The following is a 22694-nucleotide window of genomic DNA, read 5'->3' on the forward strand; positions in this document are numbered from 1 at the left end:
GACGCTGTCCGGGGGTGTCCAACGGTGTCCAGGATGGACCGCCGGACACCCTCGACACCTGCCAATGTCCCCAGGGCGGGCTGGTGCCCGCACCACTCTGGGGAAGGAACACTTCATGACTCGTCCACACCCGACCGTGCTGCGGTCGGCAGGGATGCTGCGTCGCGTCGCCGTCGCCGCATTCGGCGTCACGATGCTCGTCGCGGGGGTGGCCACCGCGCCGGCCACCGCCGCACCCGCTCCCGCCGCGCCGGGCGGCAAGGCGGCCACCACCGGATCGTTCGTCGACAGCACGCCGGTGCCCGGGGGCTTCGCCTCCTGGAAGGAGCTGCTCACGTTGCAGCAGCGGATGAACACCGCCGCCGCCCGGATCACGAAGATCGCGCAGCGTGACGCCAAGTCCGGTTTCGCCGGTGTGGTCGCCGACCCCACCGCCCGTAAGCTGCAGGTCTACTGGAAGGGCGAGGCACCGGCCAGCCTGGTGGCGACCAGCCGGGCCACCGTGCCGACCGAGGTGCTGCCCGCCGCGTACACCCGACGGGAGCTGGACGTCGCGGCGGCCAAGCTGCGCCGCTCGGCCGGCAACAAGATCACCACGGTCGGCCCGCGCGCCGACGGCGCCGGCCTCCTCGTCGGTACGCAGAGCGGCCTGCTCGGCGCGGCCAGCATGGCCGGCGTCCCGGTGACCGTGCAGACCGGGGTCTCCGCCACGCCCGCCACCCGGTGGGACGACACCGCCCCGTGGTGGGGCGGCGGCGCATGGCGCAACACCGCCACCGGTGGCGGCTGCTCGACCGGCTTCGGCGTGTTCCGCAACGGCGTCGCGCGGCTGCTCACCGCCGCGCACTGCGCCAACATCAACGTCGTCGCGGCCGACCCGACCGGTCAGACGATCGGCGCGGTCGGCATCCGCAACACCGGCACCGACACCCTGCTGCTGACCACCAGCGCGGGCGGCCGGGTCTTCAACAACAGCACCGACGCCAACGGCGCGGTGGTCAGCGAGTTCAGCAACCAGGTGATCGGCGCGCAGGCCAGCCAGGTCGGCAACTTCGTCTGCACCTCCGGGGCGTACTCGGGGACCCGCTGCTCGATCCAGGTCAAGGCCCGCGACCTGTGCATCAACGTACGTGACTTCGCCACGGTCTGCGGCCAGGTGCAGGCGGAGAGCACCACCCGTACCAACGCGGTCGGCCAGGGCGACAGCGGCGGCCCGGTGGAGATCGTCAACGCGGCGAACACCCTCCAGGTCTGGGCCACCGGCACCAACACCGCCATCGACGACGTCAACACGCTGACGGCGTGCACCGGCTACGTTCCCGCCAACCGCAAGTGCGCCTGGCGGATGTACTACGAGGACATCAACTCCGGGATGTTCGGCGTCAGCGCCACGGGCGTGGTCCTCGGCTGACGGACCCGGTCCCCGGTCGACGGGGGCTGGCGGAGGAGGGTCGGTCGGCGGGGCAGGCTCCGCAACCGTCGATCGACCCGGCGGCCGGGTCGGCGTGCGTCCAGCACGCCGGCCCGGCCGTTCGTCGTCCACCGGCCCGGCCGTTCGTCGTCCACCGGCCCGGCCGTTCGTCGTCCACCGGGCAGGCGGGCGCGGTGGCGCGTCAGGCGTTCGGGCGTCGGGGGCCGGACCACCGCGGGCGGTCGACGCCACTGCGGCGACGCCGTCGAAAATCACGAATTCAGCGGAGATTGTCGTCAATGAAACGGTCGACTCCGGGCACTGTTCGGAGGTTCGGCGCGTAGCGCGGATTATCCGAACAGAGACGTACAAGCCTCTCATCATCCCCACAACCCAATAACCACCGAACAACTAGACGTATTTGAATCCTTGCGTTCGGCACACGGCATTGTTAACCTCATACGCACCCCACTCCACATTGGGGTAAAGGAATTCAGCCCCGGATCGCGCGAACTCGTACCGAAAAACCTCGCACCGATATTTGGGAAAATCATGAGCACAATGCGGCCAGGGCAATGACGGCTGCCCCCAGCCAGGAAACAAAACCCGCAAATAGCCCCCACCGGGGCCGTGATTTCCGCCTCTACTGGATCGCCGGCGCAATCGACCAACTCGGGTCGCAGGCGTCCGGGATCGTTCTTCCACTGGTCACCCTGGCCGTGACCGGCTCACCGGCGGCGGCCGGACTGGTCGGCGCCCTCGCCCTCGCCGGGCGGCTCGTCGCCGCTCCGGTGGCGGGGGTGCTGGCCGACCGGCTGCCGCGTAAACGCATGATGGTCAGCTCGCTGCTGGTCGCCGCCGCCGCGATGTCGACGATCTTCGTCGTACTGGTGGCCGACGTGGCGACCCTCGGCCTGCTGGCCGCCGCCGCGTTCGTCGAGGGGATCGCGCAGAGCGGCTACGAGGCGGCCGGCTCCGGTGCCATCCGCCGCCTGCTGCCGGCCGACGACCAGAAGGCACTGTCGCGGTTGGAGGCCCGCAACCACGCCGCCCGGCTCACCGGCCCGTTGTTGGGCGGGGTGCTCTACCAGCTCGCCCGCTGGCTGCCGTTCCTGGCGGACGTGCTGTCCTACCTGCTCGCGGCAGCTCTCGTCGCCACCATCCGGACCGACCTGACACCCGAACGCGCCGAGCGCACCTCGTTCCGCACCGACCTGCGCGTCGGGCTGCGCTTCGTGTGGCGGCAGCCGTTCCTGCGGTTCGTCACGATCTGGGCGGCCGGCATCAACTTCACCTTCGGCGCCCTCGTCTACTACGCCATCCTGACCGCCGGTCGGCAGGGTGCCCCCGCGGCGTCGATCGGCCTGATCCTCACCATCGCCAGCGTCGGTGGCCTGAGCGGCGCGCTGGCCGCTCCGATGATCTTCAGCCGGGTCCGGCCGACGACCGTCATCGTGTTCGCCTCGTGGGCCATGGTCGGCCTCGTCGTCGCGATGTCCCAGGCCCGGCAGACCTGGAGCTACGGGCTGTTGTTCGGGTTGGTCTTCCTGCTCAGCCCGCTGCTCGGGGTCATCTTCCAGTCCCGGGTGATCGCGTTGACGCCCGACGAGCTCCAGGGTCGGGTGGCGACCGTGATGGGCACCGTCGGCGAGGCGCTCCAGACGCCCGCGCCGCTGCTCGCCGGGGTGCTGGTGGCCTGGTACAGCCCGGGCACCGTCGCCCTGGTCTTCGCCGCCGCGCTGGCGCTGCTGGCCACGTACACCACCGTCAGCCTGCGCCAGCTCCGCGCCGGCGCCGGTGCGACGGCCGGCACCGACCCCGGCCCGACCGACGGCACCGGCCCGACCGACGGCACCGATCCCGGCCCGGCCGCCGGTGCCGGGGCCGCCCCCGACCCCGAGGAGGCCCGCCGATGAGTCGTGGTCACCGGCTGTTCTATCCGGCGCTGCCGGTCGTCGCCGAGCACGCGCCGCACCGGGCGGTCTACGTCGGTGACGCCGGGGGGCGCTGCGAGATCCTCACCTGGGACCGGCTCGCCGGCACCGCCCGGCAGGTGACCGACCGGGCGGCCGGCACGATCCGGGCGGCGCTCGACCCGACCGGGTCCACCATCTGGTGGTTCGACGACGATCTCGGCGGCGTCGGCACCTGGCGGACGTGCGACTTCGACCAGCCCGACCGGTCCGTCGCGGCGCTGCCGTCGGTGCCGCCGGCCCGCCACGCCGGCATCGCCATGGCCACCGACGGCACCACCGCGATCGGCCTGTCCGACGACGGCGGGATGACCCTGTTCCTGCGCACCGGCGACGGCCGGGTGAGCGAACGGACCCACGTCACCGGCTACGCCTACCTGGTCGATCTCGATCCGGCCGGGCGGCTCGCCGTGATCGGCGCCGATGCCGCCACCGACGCGGCGGCCACGGTGGTCACCACCGACGGCGTCCGGGTGGCCGGCATCGCCGGTTGCGCCGACGGGCGGGTGTGGGCCCTCGGTTTCGCCCCCGGCTCCGGCCCGGCCCGGCTGCTGCTGGTGATCGAGGACGAGGGCGGCTACCTCCCGGCGACCTGGACCGAAGAGGAAGGTCTGGTCCGGCACGACTGGTGCCGCTTCGACACCGAGGTCACCGCCGGTTGGTTCCCGGACGGGCGGCGGCTGCTCGTCCGGCAGGACCGGCACGCCCGCAGCCTGCTGCACGAGGTGGACCTCGCCGGGCGGACCCGGGCGGTCGTCGACACCCCCACCGGCAGCATCCTGGACGCCGCGGTGTGGCCCGACGGGGACGTCGCCTACGTGTGGACCGACTCGGTGACCCCGCCCCAGCTGCGTTCCGTGCGTGGGGTGCAGCTGCCGGAGCACCCCGGCGGTCAGCCCGACGTGGGCGGGCCGGACCCCGTCGCGACGCCGGTGGAGCACCGCCGCGAGGAGATCCGGGTGCCGGGCCCCGGTGGGCCGATCCCCGCGCTGGTCGCCCTGCCGGCCGACCGGGAGGGACCGAGACCGGCCGTCTTCCTGGTCCACGGCGGGCCGTTCCAGCACGCCCGCGACGCCTACGACCCGCTGGTCGAGATCCTGGTCAGCACCGGCTGCGCGGTGGTCCGGGTCAACTACCGGGGCTCCAGCGGGTACGGCGCGACCTGGCGCAACGACTTCTCCGCCGGGGTCGGCCTCACCCAGTTGGCGGACCTCGCCGCGGTCCGGGCCCATCTGGTCGCCGAGGGCGTCGTCGAGGACCGGCGCACCGCCCTGTGGGGAACGTCGTGGGGCGGCTACCTGACCCTGCTCGCGCTCGGCCGGCAACCGGAGCTGTGGCGGCTCGGGATCGCGATCAGCCCCGTCGCCGACTACGTCGCCGCGTTCGAGGCGGCCACCCCGGCGGTACGGGCGCTGGACGTGCTGCTGTTCGGCGGCACCCCCGACGAGGTGCCGCAGCGGTACGCCCGGTCCTCCCCGATCACCTACGTCGACCAGGTCCGGGCCCCGGTGCTGCTGGCCGTCTCCACGGGTGACGTGCGCTGCCCGCCGGCACCCGTGGAGCACTACGCGCGGCTGTTGGCCGAGCGCCGCATTCCCCACCAGGTGGTCCGGCGGCGGGCCGGTCACGAGGACTTCGACGCGCAGAGCCACCTGGCTCTGATGCAGACCGTGCTGCTGTTCATGCAGCGGCACTTCGACGGCGTGCGGGACGAAGGCACACCGGTGGCGCTCGCGATGGCGCGACCGGCGGGCTGACCCCGGCACGTGACCCGATCCCCTCGATAACGGAAAGGAGGTGAACGACATGCGCAAGAACGTTGTCGAGAACGACCCGATCAACGGCAACCGCGACCAGCTCCGGGCCTCGAACGTCACGGTCACGGTCACGGTCAAGGTCAGCTTCTAGCGGCCGTACGGGGTGGGGCCACCCGCCCGGGCAGGTGGCCCCACCCCGTATCCGTCATCCGGTCCGAACAGCTCACGAGAGAGGAGAGGTTACGTGCGGGTCATGCTGGTCAATATGCCATGGACTTCCATCGACGTCCCTTCGTTGGCGATTGGAATCCTCACCAACAGCGTCCGGCAGAAAATGCCGGATGCCGAAGTGGAGGCCGTCCACGCGAATCTCGACTTCGTCGACTGGGTGGTCGACCGGACCGAGTTCGGATTGAGCGACTACTACTACTATTCGCTGTTCACCTATTTCGCGGGCTGTGGTGACTGGGTCTTCTCCTCGGCCCTGTACGACGATCCCCAATGGCGGGTGCAGGAGTTCACCGACCGGGTCCGGACCCAGATGACCGAGCGGGAACTCGCGCTCAACCTGGAGCTGCACCGGCTGGCCCCGGAGTTCGTCGCGGAACTGGCCGACCGGATCGTCGCCCAGGCACCGGACGTCGTCGGCTTCACCTCCACGTTCCAGCAGAACGCCGCCGCCCTCGCCACCGCCCGGGCGATCAAGAAGCGGTCACCCGGCATCCGTACGGTCATGGGCGGGGCGAACTGCGACGGTGAGCAGGGTGCCGCGATCCACCGCAACTTCTCGTTCGTCGACTTCGTGGTCCGGGGTGAGGGCGAGACCGCGTTCCCCCGGCTGCTCGCCGCGCTCGACCCGGCCCGGTCGGCGGTCGGCGGGGCGGAGCCGGCGGGCGGGCTCGCCGACATCGAAGGGCTGTGCTGGGGCGGCCCGGACGGCCGGTCCGTGGCGAATCCGATGAGCACCACACCTTTGCCCCCGGCCGAGATCGTCGCCCCGGACTACGCGGGCTACTTCGAGCGGTTGGCCGCGTCCCGGGCGCAGCACTGGGTCGAGCCCCGGCTGGTCGTCGAGGGTGCCCGGGGCTGCTGGTGGGGCGAGAAGCACCACTGCACGTTCTGCGGCCTCAACGGATCGTTCATGCAGTTCCGCAGCAAGCACCCGGGCAGGTTCTACGACGAGATCATCGAGCTGGTCGAGCGGCACCAGGTCCTGGACATGTTCGTCGTGGACAACATCCTCGACATGAGCTACGTGACCTCGCTGCTGCCCCGGCTCACCGAATCCGACTACGACCTGCGGTTGCAGTACGAGATCAAGTCGAACATGAAGGGCCCGCAGGTGCAGGCGCTGGCCGACGCCGGTCTGGTCAGCGTGCAGCCCGGCATCGAGAGCCTCAACAGCCGGGTGCTCAAGCTGATGGACAAGGGGGTCAGCGGCTGCCTCAACATCCGGATGCTGCGTGACGCCGAGACCAGCGGGATCACCATCGCCTGGAACTACCTGTACGGGTTCCCCGGCGAGACCGAGGACGACTACCTGCCGGTGATCGCGCAGATGCCGGCGCTGCACCACCTGTGCCCGGCCGACGGGAGCACCCGCATCGCCATCGAGCGGTTCAGCCCCTTCTTCGTCCGCCCCGAACTCGGCTTCACCGACCTGCGGCCGGCGGCCCAGTACCGGCTGATCTACGACCTGCCCGAGTCGGAGCTGATGGACCTGGCGTACCTGTTCGACGTACCGCCGCAGGGCATCGGCGGCGAGACGGCCGACCGGCTGGACCGGGCGGTCACCGAGTGGCAGCACGAGTACGCCCGCAGCCGGCTCACCCACCACGACCTCGGCGACGAGATCGTGCTGGTCAGCCGACGCAGGCACTTCGACTGGCACGTCCTGCGGCTGACCGACCCGGTGGAGGTGGCCGTGTTCCGGCAGCTCGACCAGCCGCACAGCGTCAGCGCGCTGGCCCGGCGGCTGTCGGTCGACGAGCCGGTCCTTACGGCGTTGCTGCGGCGCTGGCGCGGTCTCGGCCTGGTCTACGAGGACGCCGGGCAGTTCATCCAGATCGCCCCGCAGGCCATGAACCAGGATCTGCTGCGCATCGACCACCTGCACCTGGAACGTGAAGCCGCCGAGACCAGGGCCGCCGCCGAGGCGGGCGAGCCGGCCGCGCTCAGCGCGGTCTGAGGGGAGGGAACGTGTCCACCATCGACGCCGGTCTGCGGCCCATCCTGGTCGGTCTCGCCCGGGACCACGACCCGGCCGTCCTGTCCATCCCCGGCATGACCATCGGTCCGGCCGAGCTGCGTGAGCCGGCCGCCGACGCGGTCGCCCGCTGGCGCGCCGAGGGGGTGCGCCGGGTCGACCTTCCCGACGTGGTGGACCTGACGGTCACCGGGGACGACGCGACGGCCGTCGACACGGTCCGCCGGCTGGTGCTGGTCCGGGAGCTGACCAGCCACGGTATCGCCGTGGACTGGCGGCTGCGGCTGCCCGGTGTCGAGGCCGACGAGTGGCTCCCGTACAGCCACCTGCGGGCGCCGGTCGAACTGCTCCCCGCGCCGGGGGGCGAGGGCGACCCGGTCGCGCAGCTCGACGCCTGGGTGAAGGGTTTCTACTTCGACAAGTGCACCTACCGTCGGGGCCCGGGGTTCGTCCAGGTGCGGGACCGCCGCGCCGGTCGGTTGAACCTGCTGACCATCGACGATCCGGCCTACCTGACGGTGCTCGACCAGTTGCTGGACGGTGCCGCCGTCACCGGGGTCGACCTCTCCATCGCCCGGGACTTCGGCGCGGAGGGCCTGGTCACCAAGATCGGCGAGCTGCTGGTGTGGCTGCCGCACCGGCTGCGCCGCTGGCCCCTGCCGTCGATGGTGATCTGAGCGCGCCCGGCGCCGGCCGCGTCACCGACCGCCCGTCCACCCGCCCGCGACCCCGGGCCGGGTGGGCGGGCGGTCTCGCGTTCGCCCCGACTGGTGGTTCCCGAAAGTTTCGGGTATACAGGGGAGGCGGCTCCGTTGAGGTCGAATTAATACCTGCCCCTCGCGGGTCCATCTCGGTGACAGCCGACGTCAACCCGTCGAAATCCGCCCCCCGTCCGGCCGCAGCCCGGGACGATGTTTCGGGAAGATTTCCGAAACTTGTTGACAGGTGGAGCATCGACACCCTACCGTCGCCATCGACGGCACTCGATGCTGTCGACACCACCCACCGCGACCCGTCCCCCCGGTTCTGCTGGACGACCGGCCCACCACCGCGTGGTGACACCCACCGCATGGCCGGCTGCCGTACCTGGCCACGGACAGTCCACCGGGTCGTACCGCGTCGCTGGCGTCCGCCAGCTGTCACGAGGAGGAACACGTACATGAGCGACACCTCGACCCGACCGCGAAGGAGCGGTCGCCTGCGGCTGCTGCTCAGCGCCGCGTGCGCCGCGGCGCTCGCCGTCACCGGCACGTTCATCGCCTCGCCCAACGCGTACGCGGAGAACGACCGGACCCTCACCTCCAACCTCACCGGCACGCACAACGGCTACTTCTTCTCGTTCTGGAAGGACAGCGGCAACGCCAGCATGACGCTGCGCGCCGACGGCCGCTACAGCAGCAGTTGGGACCGCAGCACCAACAACTGGGTCGGCGGCAAGGGCTGGGCCACCGGCACCCGGCGGACGGTCAGCTACTCGGGCAGCTACAACCCGGGCAACAACAACACCTACCTGGCCCTGTACGGCTGGACCCGTAACCCGCTCATCGAGTACTACGTGGTGGAGAACTTCGGCAGCTACAACCCGAGCAGCGGCGCCACCCGGATGGGCACGGTGACCACCGACGGCGGCACCTACGACATCCTGCGCAGCCTGCGGGTCAACGCCCCGTCGATCGACGGCAACCAGACGTTCTACCAGTACTGGAGCGTCCGGCAGCAGAAGCGCAGCAGCGGCACCATCACCACCGCCAACCACTTCGACGCCTGGGCCCGCGCCGGCCTGAACCTCGGCACCAACCACAGCTACCAGATCATGGCGACCGAGGGTTACCAGAGCCAGGGCAGCTCCGACATCACCGTCCGCGAGGGTGGCGGCAGCAACCCGACCAGCGGGCCCACCGGCAACCCGACCACCCCGCCCGCCGGCGGCAACTGCACCGCGGTGCTCTCGGCCGCCGAGCAGTGGGGTGACCGGTTCAACCTCAACGTCGCGGTCAGCGGCACCAGCAACTGGGTGGTCAGTCTCGGGCTGAACGGCGGCCAGAGCATCCAGAACAGTTGGAACGCCTCGGTCAGCGGCACCACCGGCACCGTCACCGCCAGGCCGAACGGCAACGGCAACAACTTCGGCATCACCATCATGGCGAACGGCAACTGGACCTGGCCCACGGTCAGCTGTCGAACGGCCTGACCCCGACCAGTTCCTGAGCGCACGCGACGGCGGGCGGTCCCGGTGCCACCGGGACCGCCCGCTTACTGCGTCAGGTGTCGCTGGTCAGCCGCGTATCCACTGCTGGTTGGTGCCGCCGTTGCAGGTCCAGAGCTGGACGGCGGAGCCGTTGGCGGTGGCCCCGCCGTTGATGTCCAGGCACAGCCCGGAGGCGACCCCGACGATGGTGCCGTCGGCGTTGAGCCGCCACTGCTGGTTGGTGCCACCGGTGCAGCTCCAGATCCGGGCCCGGGTCCCGGACGCGGCGCTCGGCACGTCGAGGCACTTGTTGCCGTAGACGGTGAGCTGGTTGGTGGAGCTGAGCGACCAGCGCTGGTTGGCGCCGCCGTTGCAGTCCCAGATCTGCACCACCGCGCCGTCGGTCTGGCTGGCCCCGTTGACGTCCAGGCACCGGTTCGAACCCGCGCCCCGGATCTCACCCGTCGGGGTTCCGGGGCTGCCGACGGCGGTCACCGAGAGGTTGTCGAACTGGGCGGTGACGCCCTGGCCGGTGCCGTACCCGATCTGGCCGGCGACCCAGGTGGAGTCGGTGGCCGTGCCGACGGTGCTGCCGTCGATGGCGGCGGTCAGGGTGCTGCCGTTGAGCGTGAACGACAGGTTGTGCCACCGCCCGGTGCCCAGCGCCGAGGTGTTGCCGCTGGCCAGGGTGCGCCAGTTGCCGCTGGTGTTGTTGCTGCGGATCGACCAGGCCCCGCCGTCGGTGACCCGGAAGTAGTACCCGTTCATGTTCTGCGGGCCCTGGTGGTTGTAGGTGTTGCCGCGCCCGATGAGCTGCGCGTAGCCGGACTTCTCCAGCAGCACGTCGGAGGAGATCGTGTAGTTGCGCCAGGTCAGGTCGCCCAGCAGGGTGTACGGCTCGGCCTGCCCGGAGGTCCAGTAGATCGGGGCCTGCTCGGACATCTGGCGCACGCACTGCCCGGTGCGGCCGGCGGCACACCCGACGACCTCGAACGAGCCCTGCTGGTCCATCAGGTACCGCGCCTCGCGGCCGGTGGCGTACGAGTCGAAGGTGTCGGCGTACGGCAGCTGCAGGTTGCCCTGCGCCGGGCTGGTCGCGGTGCCCTTGCCCTGCCCGTTGGTGGTGGTGATGCTGTAGACGTAGCCGGGCTGGACGGTGAGCGAGAAGCGCCCACCGTTCGGGGTGATGTCGCTGCCCCGGACGAAGTGGTCGGCGGTGTTGTTGGAGCGCACGTTCGTCGACCAGACCCGTACCGTGCCGGTGGACAGGCCGCCGGTGACGGTGAAGTCGAGGGTCTGCGCGCCACCGGCGTCCATCGTCTCGACGATGGTGCTGTAGTCGCTGTTGTTGGTGGACTTCAGCGAGACGTAGCTGCCGTTGTTGCGGTTGCCGCCGATGTACCCGCTCGACGCGTCGAGGTAGCGCCAGCCCGGTGCGGTGAACTGGGTGGTCTGCGCCATCACCCAGGCGTTCTTGCCGATCGAGTAGGCGCCGGACCAGGGCTGCTGGGCCACCGCCACGCCGGTGGTCGCCCACGGGATGTTGGGGGTGATGGCGGCGATGACCGGCCAGTTGATGTAGCCGGTCATCTTGCCGTCGAGGTAGCCCCGGTTGATGCCGCGGGCGAGCGCCTGCGCGCCCGCGTTGTAGTCGTCGGAGCCGTTCTCGCTGGCCCACAGCGACTTGCCGGTGGAGACGGCGTTGTTGGAGCTGGGGCAGTTGGTCTGGGCGCTGCGGTAGCCGCAGACGTAGTGGCTGCCGAGGACCTGCACGGCGTTGCCGAAGGCCGGGTCGCGCAGCGAGTCGTCGGCCGCGCCCCAGCCGAAGTCGTCCGAGGCGACGATCTTGACGCTGCTGTAGCCACGGGCGTTGAGGGTGGAGCGCAGGTTCTTGTACCAGGTGGTGTTGTAGCCCTTCTCGTTCCACCCGCCCAGGTAGTTGATGGTCAGCCCGTGGGCGCCCGCGCAGTCCAGCCAGGCCACCAGGTAGTCGATGGAGTCGGTGGACCAGAAGTTGCCGTTGCCGATCCAGCCCGGCGCACCCCAGGCCAGGCCGACCAGGGCGATGTTGGGGTTACGGGTACGGGCCTGCTCCATCAGCCACCACTCGTAGCCCCGGTTGCAGTTGATGCTGCCCCGGGTGTGCTCGTGGCTGGGCTCGGCGCCGGAGGTGGAGTTGGTGTCGCCGCCGATCTCCACCTTCATCAGCTGCATCGCCGCGCCGTAGCCCGGCTTGAACAGGTAGTCCAGGATGTCGCTGCGCTGCGGCTCGGGGTAGTCGACCAGCAGCCGGCTGTTGCCACCGCCGCCGCTGACCGCGCCGATGCCGTCCAGCGTCCGTCCGCCGGACCCGCCGTTGATCGTGATGGCGGTCGCCGCCTGTGCGGGTGCGGCGAAGCCGGTCAGCACCGCCGCCGCCGTCACCACCACTCCCAGCACCGATGCGGTCAACCGACGCGGACGCCACGCGCTGCGCCCCGGTCTGCGGCGTGGCTCGCCGTCGTGTCGACGGCTGCGTGCACTGAACATGTGACTCGCCTCCCCAGCCGGTCTCCGACCTCGAAGCGGTACGGCACACGTCGAACTGTCGCACCCCGCGCAGCACGGAAATCGGCGAACATCAATGATAAGACGTCGTATGTTAGGCACCGCAGCGCTTACCGGTCAACGTCCTGTTCGGAGGGAAATAATCCATACTCGCCCGCACCGCACCCACCTGGGAATCCCGAATAGATCAGATGTATGGACTCTGCTGTGACGGGCGGGAAAACGGGACACGCCGCCGACCCGGACGCCACCGGATCGGCGGCGGTACGGGTCGGCGGCGCGGCATCGGCGCTTCCGGTTCAGCCGGTCCTACAGGACCAGCTGCGCCGGGGTCGACCGGTGGGTGGTGGTGCCGTCACCCAACTGCCCGGACATGTTGTTGCCCCAGCACCACAGGCCACCGTCGGTGCGGACGCCGCAGCTGTGGTAGCTGACGCCCAGGTTCTGCGTCCAGGTGGTCGCGGTGCCGACCCGGACCGGGGCGGACCGGTGGGTGGTGGTGCCGTCACCCAACTGCCCGAACCCGTTGTTGCCCCAGCACCACAGGCCACCGTCGGTACGCAGCGCGCACGACGAGTCGACGCTCGCCACGACCCCGGTCCAGGTGGTGGCGGTGCCGACCTGGATCGGACTGGTCTGGACACCGGTGCCGCCACCCACCTGGCCGTACCCGTTCTCGCCCCAGCACCACAGCGTGCCACCGGACTGCACCGCGCAGGTGTGCGCGTGGCCGGCCGTCACGCCGGTCCACGTGCTCGCGGTGCCCACCTGCGCCGGGGTCGCCCGGTAACCCAGGATGCCGACACCGAGCTGCCCGTCCGTGCTGTCACCCCAGCACCACAGCGTGCCGCCGGTCTGCACGGCGCAGCTGTGCGCGTAGCCGGTGGTGACGCTGGCCCAGGTGGTCCCCGTACCCACCTGCACCGGGCTGGTGGCCTTGGAGGGCGAGGTGCCGACGCCCAGCTGCGCGTTGCGGTTCAGGCCCCAGCACCACAGGGTGCCGGTGGTCTGCACGCCACAGGTGTGGTTGGCGCCCGCGCTGACGCTGGCCCAGTTGGTGGCGGTGCCGACCTGCACCGGGGTGCTCCGGCTGGTGGTGGTGCCGTCACCGAGCTGCCCGCTGTAGTTGCCGCCCCAGCACCACAGCGTGCCGTCGGTGCGGATCGCGCAGTTGTGGCTGGTGCCCGCGTCGACCCGCGACCAGGTGGTGGCGGTGCCGACCTGCACCGGGCCGGTCCGGTTGGTGGTGGTCCCGTCACCGAGCTTGCCACCGTAGTTGTCACCCCAGCACCAGAGCGTCCCGTCGGTACGGATCGCACAGGTGTGCAGGTCACCCGCGGTGACCTGGGCGACCGGCGCGGCGGCGAACGCCGCGTTCGTCGCGACCCCCCCGACGCCCGCGACGGCGGCACCCGCCGAGAATCCCACCGCGAGCGCGGCCACCCCGAGGGACACCGCCGCCGCGGTGACCGCGCTGCGGGCCGCCCGCCGCCATCGGGCCCACAGGCGGCTGTTCTGTCGTTGCTCCATGCTCTGTTCTCCCCAGAAAAACGTCGATTCGTGCACGATGAGGGCAGCGTCGCCCCGGCGGGCCTCCATCGGCCCACCGCGTACAGCAGTGACCCTATGCATTGAATGCAATCAATGCGAGTTCCCGCCGGGGTTACGCTCGGCCTACTGCCGCCCTCCGTCGACGTCCGCCGGGCTCAGCTCCGGCTCCACCGCTGGCCGGCGGTGCCGTTGCAGTCCCAGATCTGGGTACGCGTGCCGTTGGCCGTACCGTTGCCGACCACGTCCAGGCAGCGGCCCGAGCCGACGGCGGTGATCGTGCCGTCGGCGTTGAACCGCCAGCGCTGGTTGGCCTGGCCGTTGCAGTCCCAGATGATCACCGAGCTGCCGTTGGCGGTGGCCGCGCCGTTGACGTCCAGGCACTTGCCGCCGAAGACCCGCAGCTCCTGGGCGGCCGTCGAGGTCCAGCTCTGGTTGGTCTGCCCGTGGCAGTCCCAGATGATCGCCGCCGCGCCGTTGGTCTGCGTACCACCGTTGACGTCCAGGCAGCGCCCGGAGGACGAGTTGCGCACCGCGCCCGTGCCGGACGGCGGCGGGGTGGTCGGGTTGCCGGTCGGCGTCACCGTCGGGGTCGGCGTCGGGGTGGTGCTGTCGAACTGGGTGAAGAACCGCCACACCTCACCCTTGGTCCAGGTCCGGGCACCGCTGTCGCCGCCACCGTCGACCGGGCCGGGGGTGTGCCCGCCGTCGAACGCCGCCCACACCACCGGGTAGCCGGAGCGGCAGCCGGAGTAGGTGGTGGTGACGTGGGTCAGGCTGCCGGCGCGCGGCTCGGGCGGGCTCTGCGCCGTACACCCGTTGTTGCGCACGAAGGTGTCCCGCAGGGACCGGCCGGCCGAGACGTTGAGCACCGGGTCCCCGATGCCGTGGATGCCCATGTAGGCGATCGGCTGGCCGCCGCCGCTGCACCCGCTGAGCTGCCCGCCGGAGTAGACCGCGACGGCCCGGAAGACGTTCGCCCGGGAGCAGGCCAGCGAGTAGCTCATCCCGCCGCCGTAGCTGAAGCCCAGCGCGAACAGCTGCGTCGTGTCGACGCACAGGTCGTTCTCGATCAGCCGGACCATGTCGTCGACGAAGGTGACGTCCTGGCCGCCGGGGTTGGCCCAGCCGTTGCCGTTGCCCTGGGGGGCCACGAAGATGGTGCTGTTGTTCGCCTGCTGGCGCAGCCCGTAGTAGGACCAGGCGGCCCCGTCCGACCCGCCCCCGTCGACGTCGTTGGCGGTGCCGCCGTTCCAGTGGAAGCCGAAGATCAACCGGTACTGGTGGTTGCGGTCGTAGTTGTCGGGGATCCGGAGGATGAAGCTGCGGTTCTGGCCGCTGCTCTGGATCGACCGTTGACCGCTGGTCAGGGTGGGGGCCTTGCCGCACCCGGCGGTCGCCGCCGCCGCCGAGACGTCGGCGGCGGCGGCCGTGGTGGTGAGGCCACCGGCGAGTGCCGTCGCGCCGACGGTCACGACGAGGGCCGCCGCCGCCGCTAGGGAACCAAGGATGGGTCTGCGCCTGGTCATGATGGGGCTCCTGCCACTCAGCCTGCACTGCTTCAGGTATGTAGTCGACGGCGATCCCGACGTGTCGCGCCCGACCGACCCCGCTGACCGCACCCGCCAAGGACGGAACACCGGAGGACACTCGATGCGCTCACCGCGCCGGCTGGCTCATCGCCGCGGCTGCCAGCCGCTGGTTCCGCTGCCCAGGCAGGACCGACTGGTCGTCGAACCGATCGGTGGCCACATCGCGCCCGCCCGGACACCACCCGGTCGACCGCCGGTGCCGGAGCACCGGGCTCGACGTCGAATCGATTCGGCAAGACCCTAGGTCGGAAAGTGAAATATGTCAATGCTGTGTCGAGGGGGTTGCGACCCGGGAACGTCCACCCGACGGCGACGAACCGCAGGCCACACGCGCAGTCCCCCGCCGCCCGCGACGGGTCCGGTGCCCCCGGGGCCGGCGTCACCCGGCCCCGGGGAACGCCCGGTCAGTTGCGCAGGCTCCACTGCTGGTTGGCGCCGCCGTTGCACGACCAGAGGATGATCTTCGTGCCGTTGGCGCTGGCCGCGCCGTTCGCGTCGAGGCACAACCCCGACTGGCCGTTGGTCAGGGTGCCGTTGGCGTTGAGGTTCCACTGCTGGTTGGCTCCGCCGTGGCAGTCCCAGATGATGACGGCGGTGCCGTTGGACGTGCCCGCACCGCTCGCGTCCAGGCACTTGTTGCCGTACACGGTCAGCTGCCTGCCGGCGGAGTAGGTCCACTGCTGGCCGACGCCACCCGCGCAGTCCCACAACTGCACCTGCGTGCCGTTGGTGGTGCTGGCGTTGGGTACGTCCACACAGCGGCCGGACTGGCCGCCCACCAGACGCCCACCCTGCTGGCCACTGCCGGTGCCCTGCTGCCGGACCAGCGAGCTGGACTCGGCCGACCGGTTGCCCTGCGCGTCCACCACGAACAGCCGGTACTCACCCTGGTTGGCGGGCACCGCGATGGACGTGGCGGTGCCCGTCGCCCGGGTCATCGTCGGACCGGCGGTGAAGGTGGTCGTGCCGGCAGGGGCCAGCCAGACCGTCCTGGCGGCGTCACCGGTGCTGCGGATCGGGATCGACGCCGTCGAGCTGGTGACGAAGGTGCTGGCCGGTAGGACGTGGTTCGGCAGGGAGAGGTTGCCCGCCGGGACGATGTCGCGGTACGCGTCCTCCAGCCCCGAGGCGGCGGCGATGCCGTACGCCTGCGCCGGCCAGACATAGTCGGAGGAGACCAGGATGTCGCTGACCGTGCTGTTGGGCAGGTTCTTGTTGGACACCTTGTTGATCGGGCCGTAGATCTGGGTGATGCTCAGGTCGTGCTTGCGCCCGAAGTCGTCTGAGTTGATCATCCAGGTGATGTTCTTGTCCACGCTCAGCACGTTGTCGCGGAAGGTGATGTACGCCGAACCCTCGTCCGGGTGCAGGCCGTACTTGTGCCCGGACGGCACACCCTGGAGATAGTTGTTGGTGATCGTCGTCCCCGGCTGCGCGCCCAACGTGTAGATGGGTGCGGTGTCGCTGAGCCGCTGCACCGTGTCGATGATGTGGTTGTAGCTGATGGTGTTGTTCCGGGCCGTCGTGGTGGGCCGGTTCGGCGCGATCGAGCCCGATGACCCGTCGAAGTTCCACCAGCCCCAGCCGAGCGTGATGCCCGACCACGGCGACTTCTCGATCCGGTTGCGCTGGATCGTCAGGGTGTCCACGAAGTACGCCGAGATGGGGCTGTGCCCGTTGAACAGCACCGCGCTGTCGTACAGGTAGTTGTTCTTGATGTCGATGTTCTTCGGCAGCCCCTCGACCTGCGGCAGCCACTTCTCCCGGTTGGTCGACGTCCCGTCGCCGATGTAGACGTGCTGGGGATGTCCGACGGTGATCGCGGAACCCGCGATGTCGTTGGTGAAGTTCCCGGTCAACTGGGTGCCCTGCACGTCGTTGACCATGTTGACGCCGTCCGCGCCGCTGTGCTGGATGCGGTTACGGTTGAGCAGGATGCCGTCGGCGTTCTCCACCTGGATCATGCCCGGGGTGACGTCGACGTTGCGGTAGTAGTAGTCGTGGAAGTTCCGCTTCGCGTACGCCTGCGCGCCGAGGTTGCCCTGCTGCGCCTGCTTGTACGACGAGCCGGCCACGGAGAACAGGTTCCAGTCGGAGTGCTGCACGGTGAGCCCGGCAAACGTGAGGTTGCGGGCGTGGTTGCTCGTCGACGTGCCGGCGACCCGCAGCAGGGTGGTCACGTTGTTCGGCGCGAACACCGACGCGGTCGTCATGTTCTCGGCGCTGCTCTTGTAGTAGTAGAGGGTCCTGCTGCCCTTGTCGAAGAAGAACTCACCCGGCGCGTCCAGGAACTCGTAGGCGTTCATCAGCTTGTGGCTGCCGCCGGCCTGGGCGTTGCCGTTGAACGCGCCCTGGGCGATGGCGGCACCCGGCTGCTGGAACAGCGCCACCCGGTTCGCCCCGTCGGAGGTGACCTGGCGTACCCCGACGATGGCGGTGGTCCAGGTGGTCGCCGTCTCGATCTCGATGTCCTCGGCGTTGCGGGCGACGGCCGGGAAGTCGTTGAGGTTGTACTTCGCGCCGTCGCACTGCGAGCCCGACTCCCAGGCCCACGCCGCCTGCCCGGCCGTGATGTTGTACGTCCCGTAGCAGCCCGCCGAGCCGACCGTCTTCGACGCCATGAACGCCCGCTTGTCGTTGACGTAGAGCGCGCGCAGCTTGTTGGCCCGGTCCAGCGGGGCCTTCCAGATGTTCCCGCTGTGCTGGGTCCACCCGGTCACCGGCACACCGCCGTCGAGCACCGGGGTCTCGCCGGGGTAGGCGGAATAGCTGACCCGGTAGCCGTTGCTGCCGGAGTCGGCCGCGCCGAACTCGATGGTGCTGGTCACCGGATACCGGCCACCCCGCAGGTAGACCTGGATGTCGCCGGTCATGTTCGCGTTCACTGTCCGCACGACGTCCCGGGCGCGTTGCATCGTCCGGAACGGCGACTGCATCGTGCCGGGATTGGCATCGCTGCCGTCCGGCGCGACGTAGTAGGTCTCCTGGACTGCCGCCGACGCCGGCAGTTGATTCGCGATCACGGCCGGGAACGCGGCGGCGACGAGCAACACGCCGGCCAGCAGCGACCTTCGGGCGGTGGAGAGGGCTGGTTTCACGTACCGTTCCTTTCGCAGGCCACCGACAGACATGTCCGCTGGACAGTCGTCCTGGGGGTGCGACAGTGAACCCGCCATGCGAACATGGGCCGCCGCGCCGGGAGACGGGGTGCTCCGGGCGGGTTCGGCCGTTGGCGGGTTACTGGGAGACACCGTGACCGGCAGTGGCAAGGTGCACGTGTGAGCGACCGGCATCAACCGGCGACAGTCCCCCGCCACAGGGAACTCCCGCCGACCACCCGGCCGCTCTTGCCCGTGGTCACGGAATTCTGCCCTGAAGCGTATGCGTCCGACCCATAGGCCGCAACCATCAATTGTCAACCACCTATGCGTAATCGTGACCGCAATGATCAGCCGATAGACCGGGCGGCGGGTCGGCCCGCCAGCGGTGGCCCACCTGGCAGCCGGGTCGCGCCCGCGTCAGGTCCGCCGGCCGGGCCAGGCGTCGCGGCCCTGTCGACGGGCGGTGGAGCACCCCACGCCGTCCGGTCCTGCGTGGTGTGGGCGTCGCCGACCAGCACGGTGTCGCGGGAGTGGACGTCCCCGGGAACTACCGGTCGTCGCGCCGACGACGCGCCCGCTCGAACTCGGCGACATCCGACGTCCACGGGCCGTGCTGGTCGAGTGCGGCGCAGCCGCCACGGACGAAGGCACCCACCAGGGTCCGGTACCCGCCGATCCCGTCGACCAGGCGGTACTCGACCCGGTACTGCGACGCCGACCCCGCCTCCCCGGGCCACACCGTCGTGATCCGGGCGATGGAGTCCGCATAGAAGAGCAGCTGGATCCCCTCGCCCCGCTCCTCGTCCTCGATGGTGAACACCTCGTTGTCCCCGGCGGAGCGACCGGCGACGAAGTCCCAGAACGCGGCGGAGGCGGTGCGGGGGCCGCCCCGCAGCCACGTCTGCTCGCCACCCTTGTCGTCGGTGAACGACAGGGCGGTCTTCCGCGCGCTGTCGTCGCCACCGGGATGGTCGTCGGCAGCCTCGTCGTCGTCCGCCGGCATGTTCCGGGAGCGGTCCGCAGCCTCCGAGCACATCAGGAAACTCACCGACCGCACCGCGTCATCGACGAGTTCGGGGTACGCCCGGCGTACGGCCGCGTCGACCGTCGCCGTCATCCGCTCCCAGTCGCGCTTGTCCGTCGCCCGGTTCCCCCGGCGCGGATCGAGGCCGATCCGCATCCCGGCGCACGCCTGCTCCGCAGTCGCGATCACGCCCATGACCTGGGGCAGCAGGGTGGAGTCGACGGCATCTGGCAGCCGCCGGGGCACCGTCGCGCCGTGCAGGTACTGGCCGGTGAACCGCAGGATCCCCGCATCGAGAGGCCCGAGGACCACTGCCCGCTCGGCGCGACGGCGGGCCGCCTGATGCTCCTGGGCGCGTCTCTCGTCCGGCTGCTCCGACGCCCCGCGCATCGCCGCGCAGACCTGACCGCGCTCCAGGAGGCCGATGTCGGCACCATGGGCGACGAGTCGGCTCCGGTCCCACCGGATGCGCCGGAAGAGCGCGTCGACGTCCGTGGGCGCGGACAGCAGGACCGGGTCGAGCAGCGCGACGGCAGCCTCCTCGTCGAGCCCGCCCCCGATTCCGGCGGCGTCGCACAGCGGAAGGAGCGCACTCCACAGCAGCAGGTGTCTGGCCAGGTCCTCCCGGATCACCGCGAGATGGGCCTCGCCGATCGGGACCGTGAACATCCGAGGCTCGTGGTTGGCGTCGGCCCCGGCGGCGAGCGTCAGCTCCAGCGCACCGTTCGCACGGATCACCTGCGGAAGCCAGCCGCTGCCACGTCGCGTGAAAACGACCTCACGCACCGCTCGCACCCCCTCGGAACCGTACCGGCCGGACCCGACAGGGTGAGGTCCCCAGCGTCTGGTGACCCACCCGGCACCCGCTGCTCACGACCACCTGGCGCACTCGGCGTCGAGGCGTGGTTCGGTCCGCACCCAGACCTCGCCCCCGGCGGCCCCGGCCGGGGCGTCGACCCGTTCGAGACCGAGGAACCCGATCAACTGGAGCAGTTCGGCCCGCTCGGCCCGGTCGTCGTCGACACCGTGCGATTCGAAGAAGACGTGGTACGCGCCGCTCGGGTCGACGCAGCCCGAGTCCGCCCAGATCCGGGCGACCTCCACGATCGCCGCCGCTTCCGTCGTGAACGTGGCGGCGCGGGCCGCGCCACGGGCCTCCGGTGACGCGTCGAGGTCGGCGCGGTCGGGGAACCACTGGCCGAAGCGGTCGAGGCCGCCGTACCCGTTCTCGAAGAACAGCATCGCGCCCGGCAGGTAGCGGTTGGCCCGGTCGATCCGCAGGTGTTCCGACCGGGGCTGCTCCCCGCGCCTGATCCGGGAGATCACCCCCGCCCGGGGCATGAGCACCACGCACTGCCCCGCCGCCTCGTCCTCGATGGTGTAGGTGTCGCAGTCCCGCCCCCGGAAGAACGCCGAGAACGCCAGGTACGCCTCCTGCGGGTCACCCACCGAGACGTGTTCGACACTGCCGTCCCCGGCGGTGAAGACGAACTGCTTCGGTCCGGGCTCGTAAGGGCGGGCCATGCGCGTCCTCCGTTAGCGGGTGACAGCTCCACCGGGCGGTGGACCAGGGCAGACATGCCTACGGCCTTGATCATAGGCATGCCTGGCCCGGTGGTCCTGTGCTGGCAGTCAGCCGCCGGCCCGCGCAGGGCGGTGGGCGCTCAGTGCCGGCGCTGCGGCACGACGAGCAGCGTCACGGAGTTCGCCGGGTACGTCGCGCTGACGCCGCCCCGGGTCACCCGCAGATCAGCACCCCGGACGATCGAGGTGAGGTCGGCCGGGCCGTAGGTGAACCGCTGCGCCCGGTCCCCGCCGCGCAGGCCGGGGAGCGCCAACCGGGACGTCAGATCACCGCCCGTCTTGTTGACCACCATCACGGTCAGTGCCCGGTCGGACGAGCGTTGCGCGGCATAGACCGCGAGCTGCCCCTGGTCGCTGCTGACCGCCGAGACACTCACGTCGCCGAACCTGCTGCCGACGCCGTCGTAGTTCCGGTACATCCGGAAGGCGTACGCGCCGGGGTCCGTCGGTTTCGGCTCGCCCCAGATCGTGGCCAGGTCCAGCCCCTCACGGCCGAAGATGCCGAGGACGTCGGCCTGGGCGAGCGCGCCGTTGATGTCGTCCAGCGCACCCCAGTTGTATTCGGTGATGGCGACCTTCGTACCCGGGTAGTGCTGGGCGACCCACGCCTTCATCTGCCGGATGAACTGCAACGGCGGCGCGTTGACCCCGCCCGGCCCGATCCACGACTCGTCGACGTACGTCGGGTCCCACAGCGACCGGGTGGACCGCAGCCGCAGCGCGTTGGCATCCGGGTCCTTACCGCCGCTGATCTGCGGGTAGTAGTGCTGGTCGAAGTAGTCGAGGAAACGCTTCCCGCCGTGGGCGTCGCTGAAGTCCTTCATGTTCTTCAGGTACCACTGGGAGAGGTTGAGCCCGCCGTGCGCCGCCGCGTCCGCACCCGGCGCACAGCCGTCCACACCGGACGCCACCCACTCGCAGTATCCCCAGCCGGACGGGCCGAGCACCGCCGCATGCGGGTCGGCGGCCTTGATGGCAGCGGCGGTCGCGGTGCCCTTGCCACCCAACTCGTCGTAGCTCACCGGCTCGGGATGCACGTCACGGTGGGTGGAATTCCACAGGACCGGCTCGTTGTCGAGTTCGTAGATCTTCACGCCCCCGCGTGCCGCCGGGCCGAACTGGTTTACGAGATGGGACACCATCTCCCCGGCGAACGACGCGCCGGCCGGGATGGAGGTGTCCGTGGGAACCGCGCCGGTCAGGTTCGCGTCGGCACGCCGACCGTTGCCGCAGTTGGGGTCCCACTGGTCGAACGAGTCCTGCTCCGGGAAGCGGGTGGCGGGGAAGCCGCAGGCGAACGGGTGCGACGAGGGCGAGTCCTTCGCCACCCAGCCGATCAACGGCACGGCGACCACCTGTTTCGTCCCGTGGTCCCGGTTGCGCTGGACGAACGCCTCGACCGTGTTGTCGGGCCCGGCGACGATGTTCTCGAAGTACCAGTCGCTACCCGTGTTGTAGGTGTGGTTCTTGAAGTTGTAGCGGCTGCTCGCGTTACCGCCCCAGCGGGCCACCGGCGTGTCGAGTTCGGCGACGAGGGCGGGGTCTCCGCCGTTCATGCCGTAGATGTCGGGGCTGATCCGGTGCCGGGCGGCGGACACGTCCACGGTCAGGGTGAGATCGGCGGCGGCGGCCGCCGGGCCGACGCCCGCCTGGGTGGCCAACAACCCCACCACGAGAGAGCCGGCCACCCCGATCACCGTGGCCGGTCGTGGCCTGCGCCGTCGTCGCACACCCATCAGAGTCTCCTGCCGCCGATCGGCCCA

Annotated in this window: 13 protein-coding genes; 6 read left to right on the plus strand and 7 right to left on the minus strand. The window is 70.5% G+C overall.

What is annotated here, in order from left to right; genetic code table 11:
* The first annotated feature begins 115 nt into the window (after window positions 1–115).
* The 6 genes from AB0B63_RS08460 (at window position 116) to AB0B63_RS08485 (ending at window position 9538) form a co-directional block, all read left to right on the plus strand.
* Window positions 116–1411: a hypothetical protein gene (locus AB0B63_RS08460; RefSeq protein ID WP_357015851.1), complete on the plus strand. Its 1296-nt coding sequence runs from the start codon at window positions 116–118 to the stop codon at window positions 1409–1411.
* A 575-nt stretch (window positions 1412–1986) separates the two neighbouring features.
* Complete coding sequence (locus AB0B63_RS08465) at window positions 1987–3327, plus strand: MFS transporter (RefSeq protein WP_357015854.1); 1341 nt, start codon at window positions 1987–1989, stop codon at window positions 3325–3327.
* The gene (locus AB0B63_RS08470; protein ID WP_357015857.1) at window positions 3324–5141 is read left to right on the plus strand and encodes a prolyl oligopeptidase family serine peptidase; all 1818 of its coding nucleotides are present in this window, start codon (window positions 3324–3326) and stop codon (window positions 5139–5141) included. Before AB0B63_RS08465 ends, AB0B63_RS08470 begins: the two co-directional genes overlap by 4 nt.
* A gap of 253 nt (window positions 5142–5394) precedes the next feature.
* Complete coding sequence (locus tag AB0B63_RS08475) at window positions 5395–7329, plus strand: RiPP maturation radical SAM C-methyltransferase (RefSeq protein ID WP_357015984.1); 1935 nt, start codon at window positions 5395–5397, stop codon at window positions 7327–7329.
* An 11-nt stretch (window positions 7330–7340) separates the two neighbouring features.
* Window positions 7341–8024 (plus strand): DUF5825 family protein, encoded by a 684-nt coding sequence (locus tag AB0B63_RS08480; protein ID WP_357015860.1) that lies wholly within the window; start codon window positions 7341–7343, stop codon window positions 8022–8024.
* A 482-nt stretch (window positions 8025–8506) separates the two neighbouring features.
* Window positions 8507–9538, plus strand: a complete 1032-nt coding sequence (locus AB0B63_RS08485; RefSeq protein WP_208567349.1) for a glycoside hydrolase family 11 protein — start codon at window positions 8507–8509, stop codon at window positions 9536–9538.
* Between the two features lie 84 nt (window positions 9539–9622).
* Here AB0B63_RS08485 and AB0B63_RS08490 read toward each other — a convergent pair whose 3' ends face one another.
* The 7 genes from AB0B63_RS08490 to AB0B63_RS08520 all read right to left on the minus strand — a co-directional run bounded on the left by AB0B63_RS08490 (window position 9623) and on the right by AB0B63_RS08520 (window position 22619).
* Window positions 9623–12064, minus strand: a complete 2442-nt coding sequence (locus AB0B63_RS08490) for a ricin-type beta-trefoil lectin domain protein (RefSeq protein WP_357015864.1) — start codon at window positions 12062–12064, stop codon at window positions 9623–9625.
* Window positions 12065–12391: 327 nt separating this feature from the next.
* Window positions 12392–13612 carry a hypothetical protein gene (locus AB0B63_RS08495; protein WP_357015867.1) on the minus strand — a complete coding sequence of 407 codons (1221 nt, stop codon included), beginning with the start codon at window positions 13610–13612 and terminating at the stop codon, window positions 12392–12394.
* A gap of 176 nt (window positions 13613–13788) precedes the next feature.
* Complete coding sequence (locus AB0B63_RS08500) at window positions 13789–15159, minus strand: ricin-type beta-trefoil lectin domain protein (RefSeq protein ID WP_357015870.1); 1371 nt, start codon at window positions 15157–15159, stop codon at window positions 13789–13791.
* Window positions 15160–15626: 467 nt separating this feature from the next.
* Window positions 15627–18320, minus strand: coding sequence for an RICIN domain-containing protein (locus AB0B63_RS08505; RefSeq protein WP_357015873.1), 2694 nt, complete (start codon window positions 18318–18320; stop codon window positions 15627–15629).
* Between the two features lie 550 nt (window positions 18321–18870).
* Window positions 18871–20133: a DUF6357 family protein gene (locus tag AB0B63_RS08510; RefSeq protein ID WP_357015876.1), complete on the minus strand. Its 1263-nt coding sequence runs from the start codon at window positions 20131–20133 to the stop codon at window positions 18871–18873.
* Window positions 20134–20217: 84 nt separating this feature from the next.
* Window positions 20218–20871, minus strand: a complete 654-nt coding sequence (locus AB0B63_RS08515; RefSeq protein ID WP_357015879.1) for a DUF6357 family protein — start codon at window positions 20869–20871, stop codon at window positions 20218–20220.
* 140 nt (window positions 20872–21011) lie between these two features.
* Window positions 21012–22619, minus strand: a complete 1608-nt coding sequence (locus tag AB0B63_RS08520; RefSeq protein ID WP_307799216.1) for a glycoside hydrolase family 44 protein — start codon at window positions 22617–22619, stop codon at window positions 21012–21014.
* Between the last annotated feature and the right edge of the window lie 75 nt (window positions 22620–22694).

It is taken from the genome of Micromonospora sp. NPDC049081 (assembly GCF_040648835.1).
Taxonomy (GTDB): Bacteria; Actinomycetota; Actinomycetes; order Mycobacteriales; family Micromonosporaceae; genus Micromonospora; species Micromonospora antibiotica.

Excerpts from the sequence above, each read along its gene's own strand:
- AB0B63_RS08460 (WP_357015851.1), top strand. The coding sequence starts at position 116 with ATGACTCGTCCACACCCGACCGTGCTGCGGTCGGCAGGGATGCTGCGT.
- AB0B63_RS08465 (WP_357015854.1), top strand. The coding sequence starts at position 1,987 with ATGACGGCTGCCCCCAGCCAGGAAACAAAACCCGCAAATAGCCCCCAC.
- AB0B63_RS08470 (WP_357015857.1), top strand. The coding sequence starts at position 3,324 with ATGAGTCGTGGTCACCGGCTGTTCTATCCGGCGCTGCCGGTCGTCGCC.
- AB0B63_RS08475 (WP_357015984.1), top strand. The coding sequence starts at position 5,395 with ATGCTGGTCAATATGCCATGGACTTCCATCGACGTCCCTTCGTTGGCG.
- AB0B63_RS08485 (WP_208567349.1), top strand. The coding sequence starts at position 8,507 with ATGAGCGACACCTCGACCCGACCGCGAAGGAGCGGTCGCCTGCGGCTG.
- AB0B63_RS08490 (WP_357015864.1), bottom strand. The coding sequence starts at position 12,064 with ATGTTCAGTGCACGCAGCCGTCGACACGACGGCGAGCCACGCCGCAGA.
- AB0B63_RS08495 (WP_357015867.1), bottom strand. The coding sequence starts at position 13,612 with ATGGAGCAACGACAGAACAGCCGCCTGTGGGCCCGATGGCGGCGGGCG.
- AB0B63_RS08500 (WP_357015870.1), bottom strand. The coding sequence starts at position 15,159 with ATGACCAGGCGCAGACCCATCCTTGGTTCCCTAGCGGCGGCGGCGGCC.
- AB0B63_RS08515 (WP_357015879.1), bottom strand. The coding sequence starts at position 20,871 with ATGGCCCGCCCTTACGAGCCCGGACCGAAGCAGTTCGTCTTCACCGCC.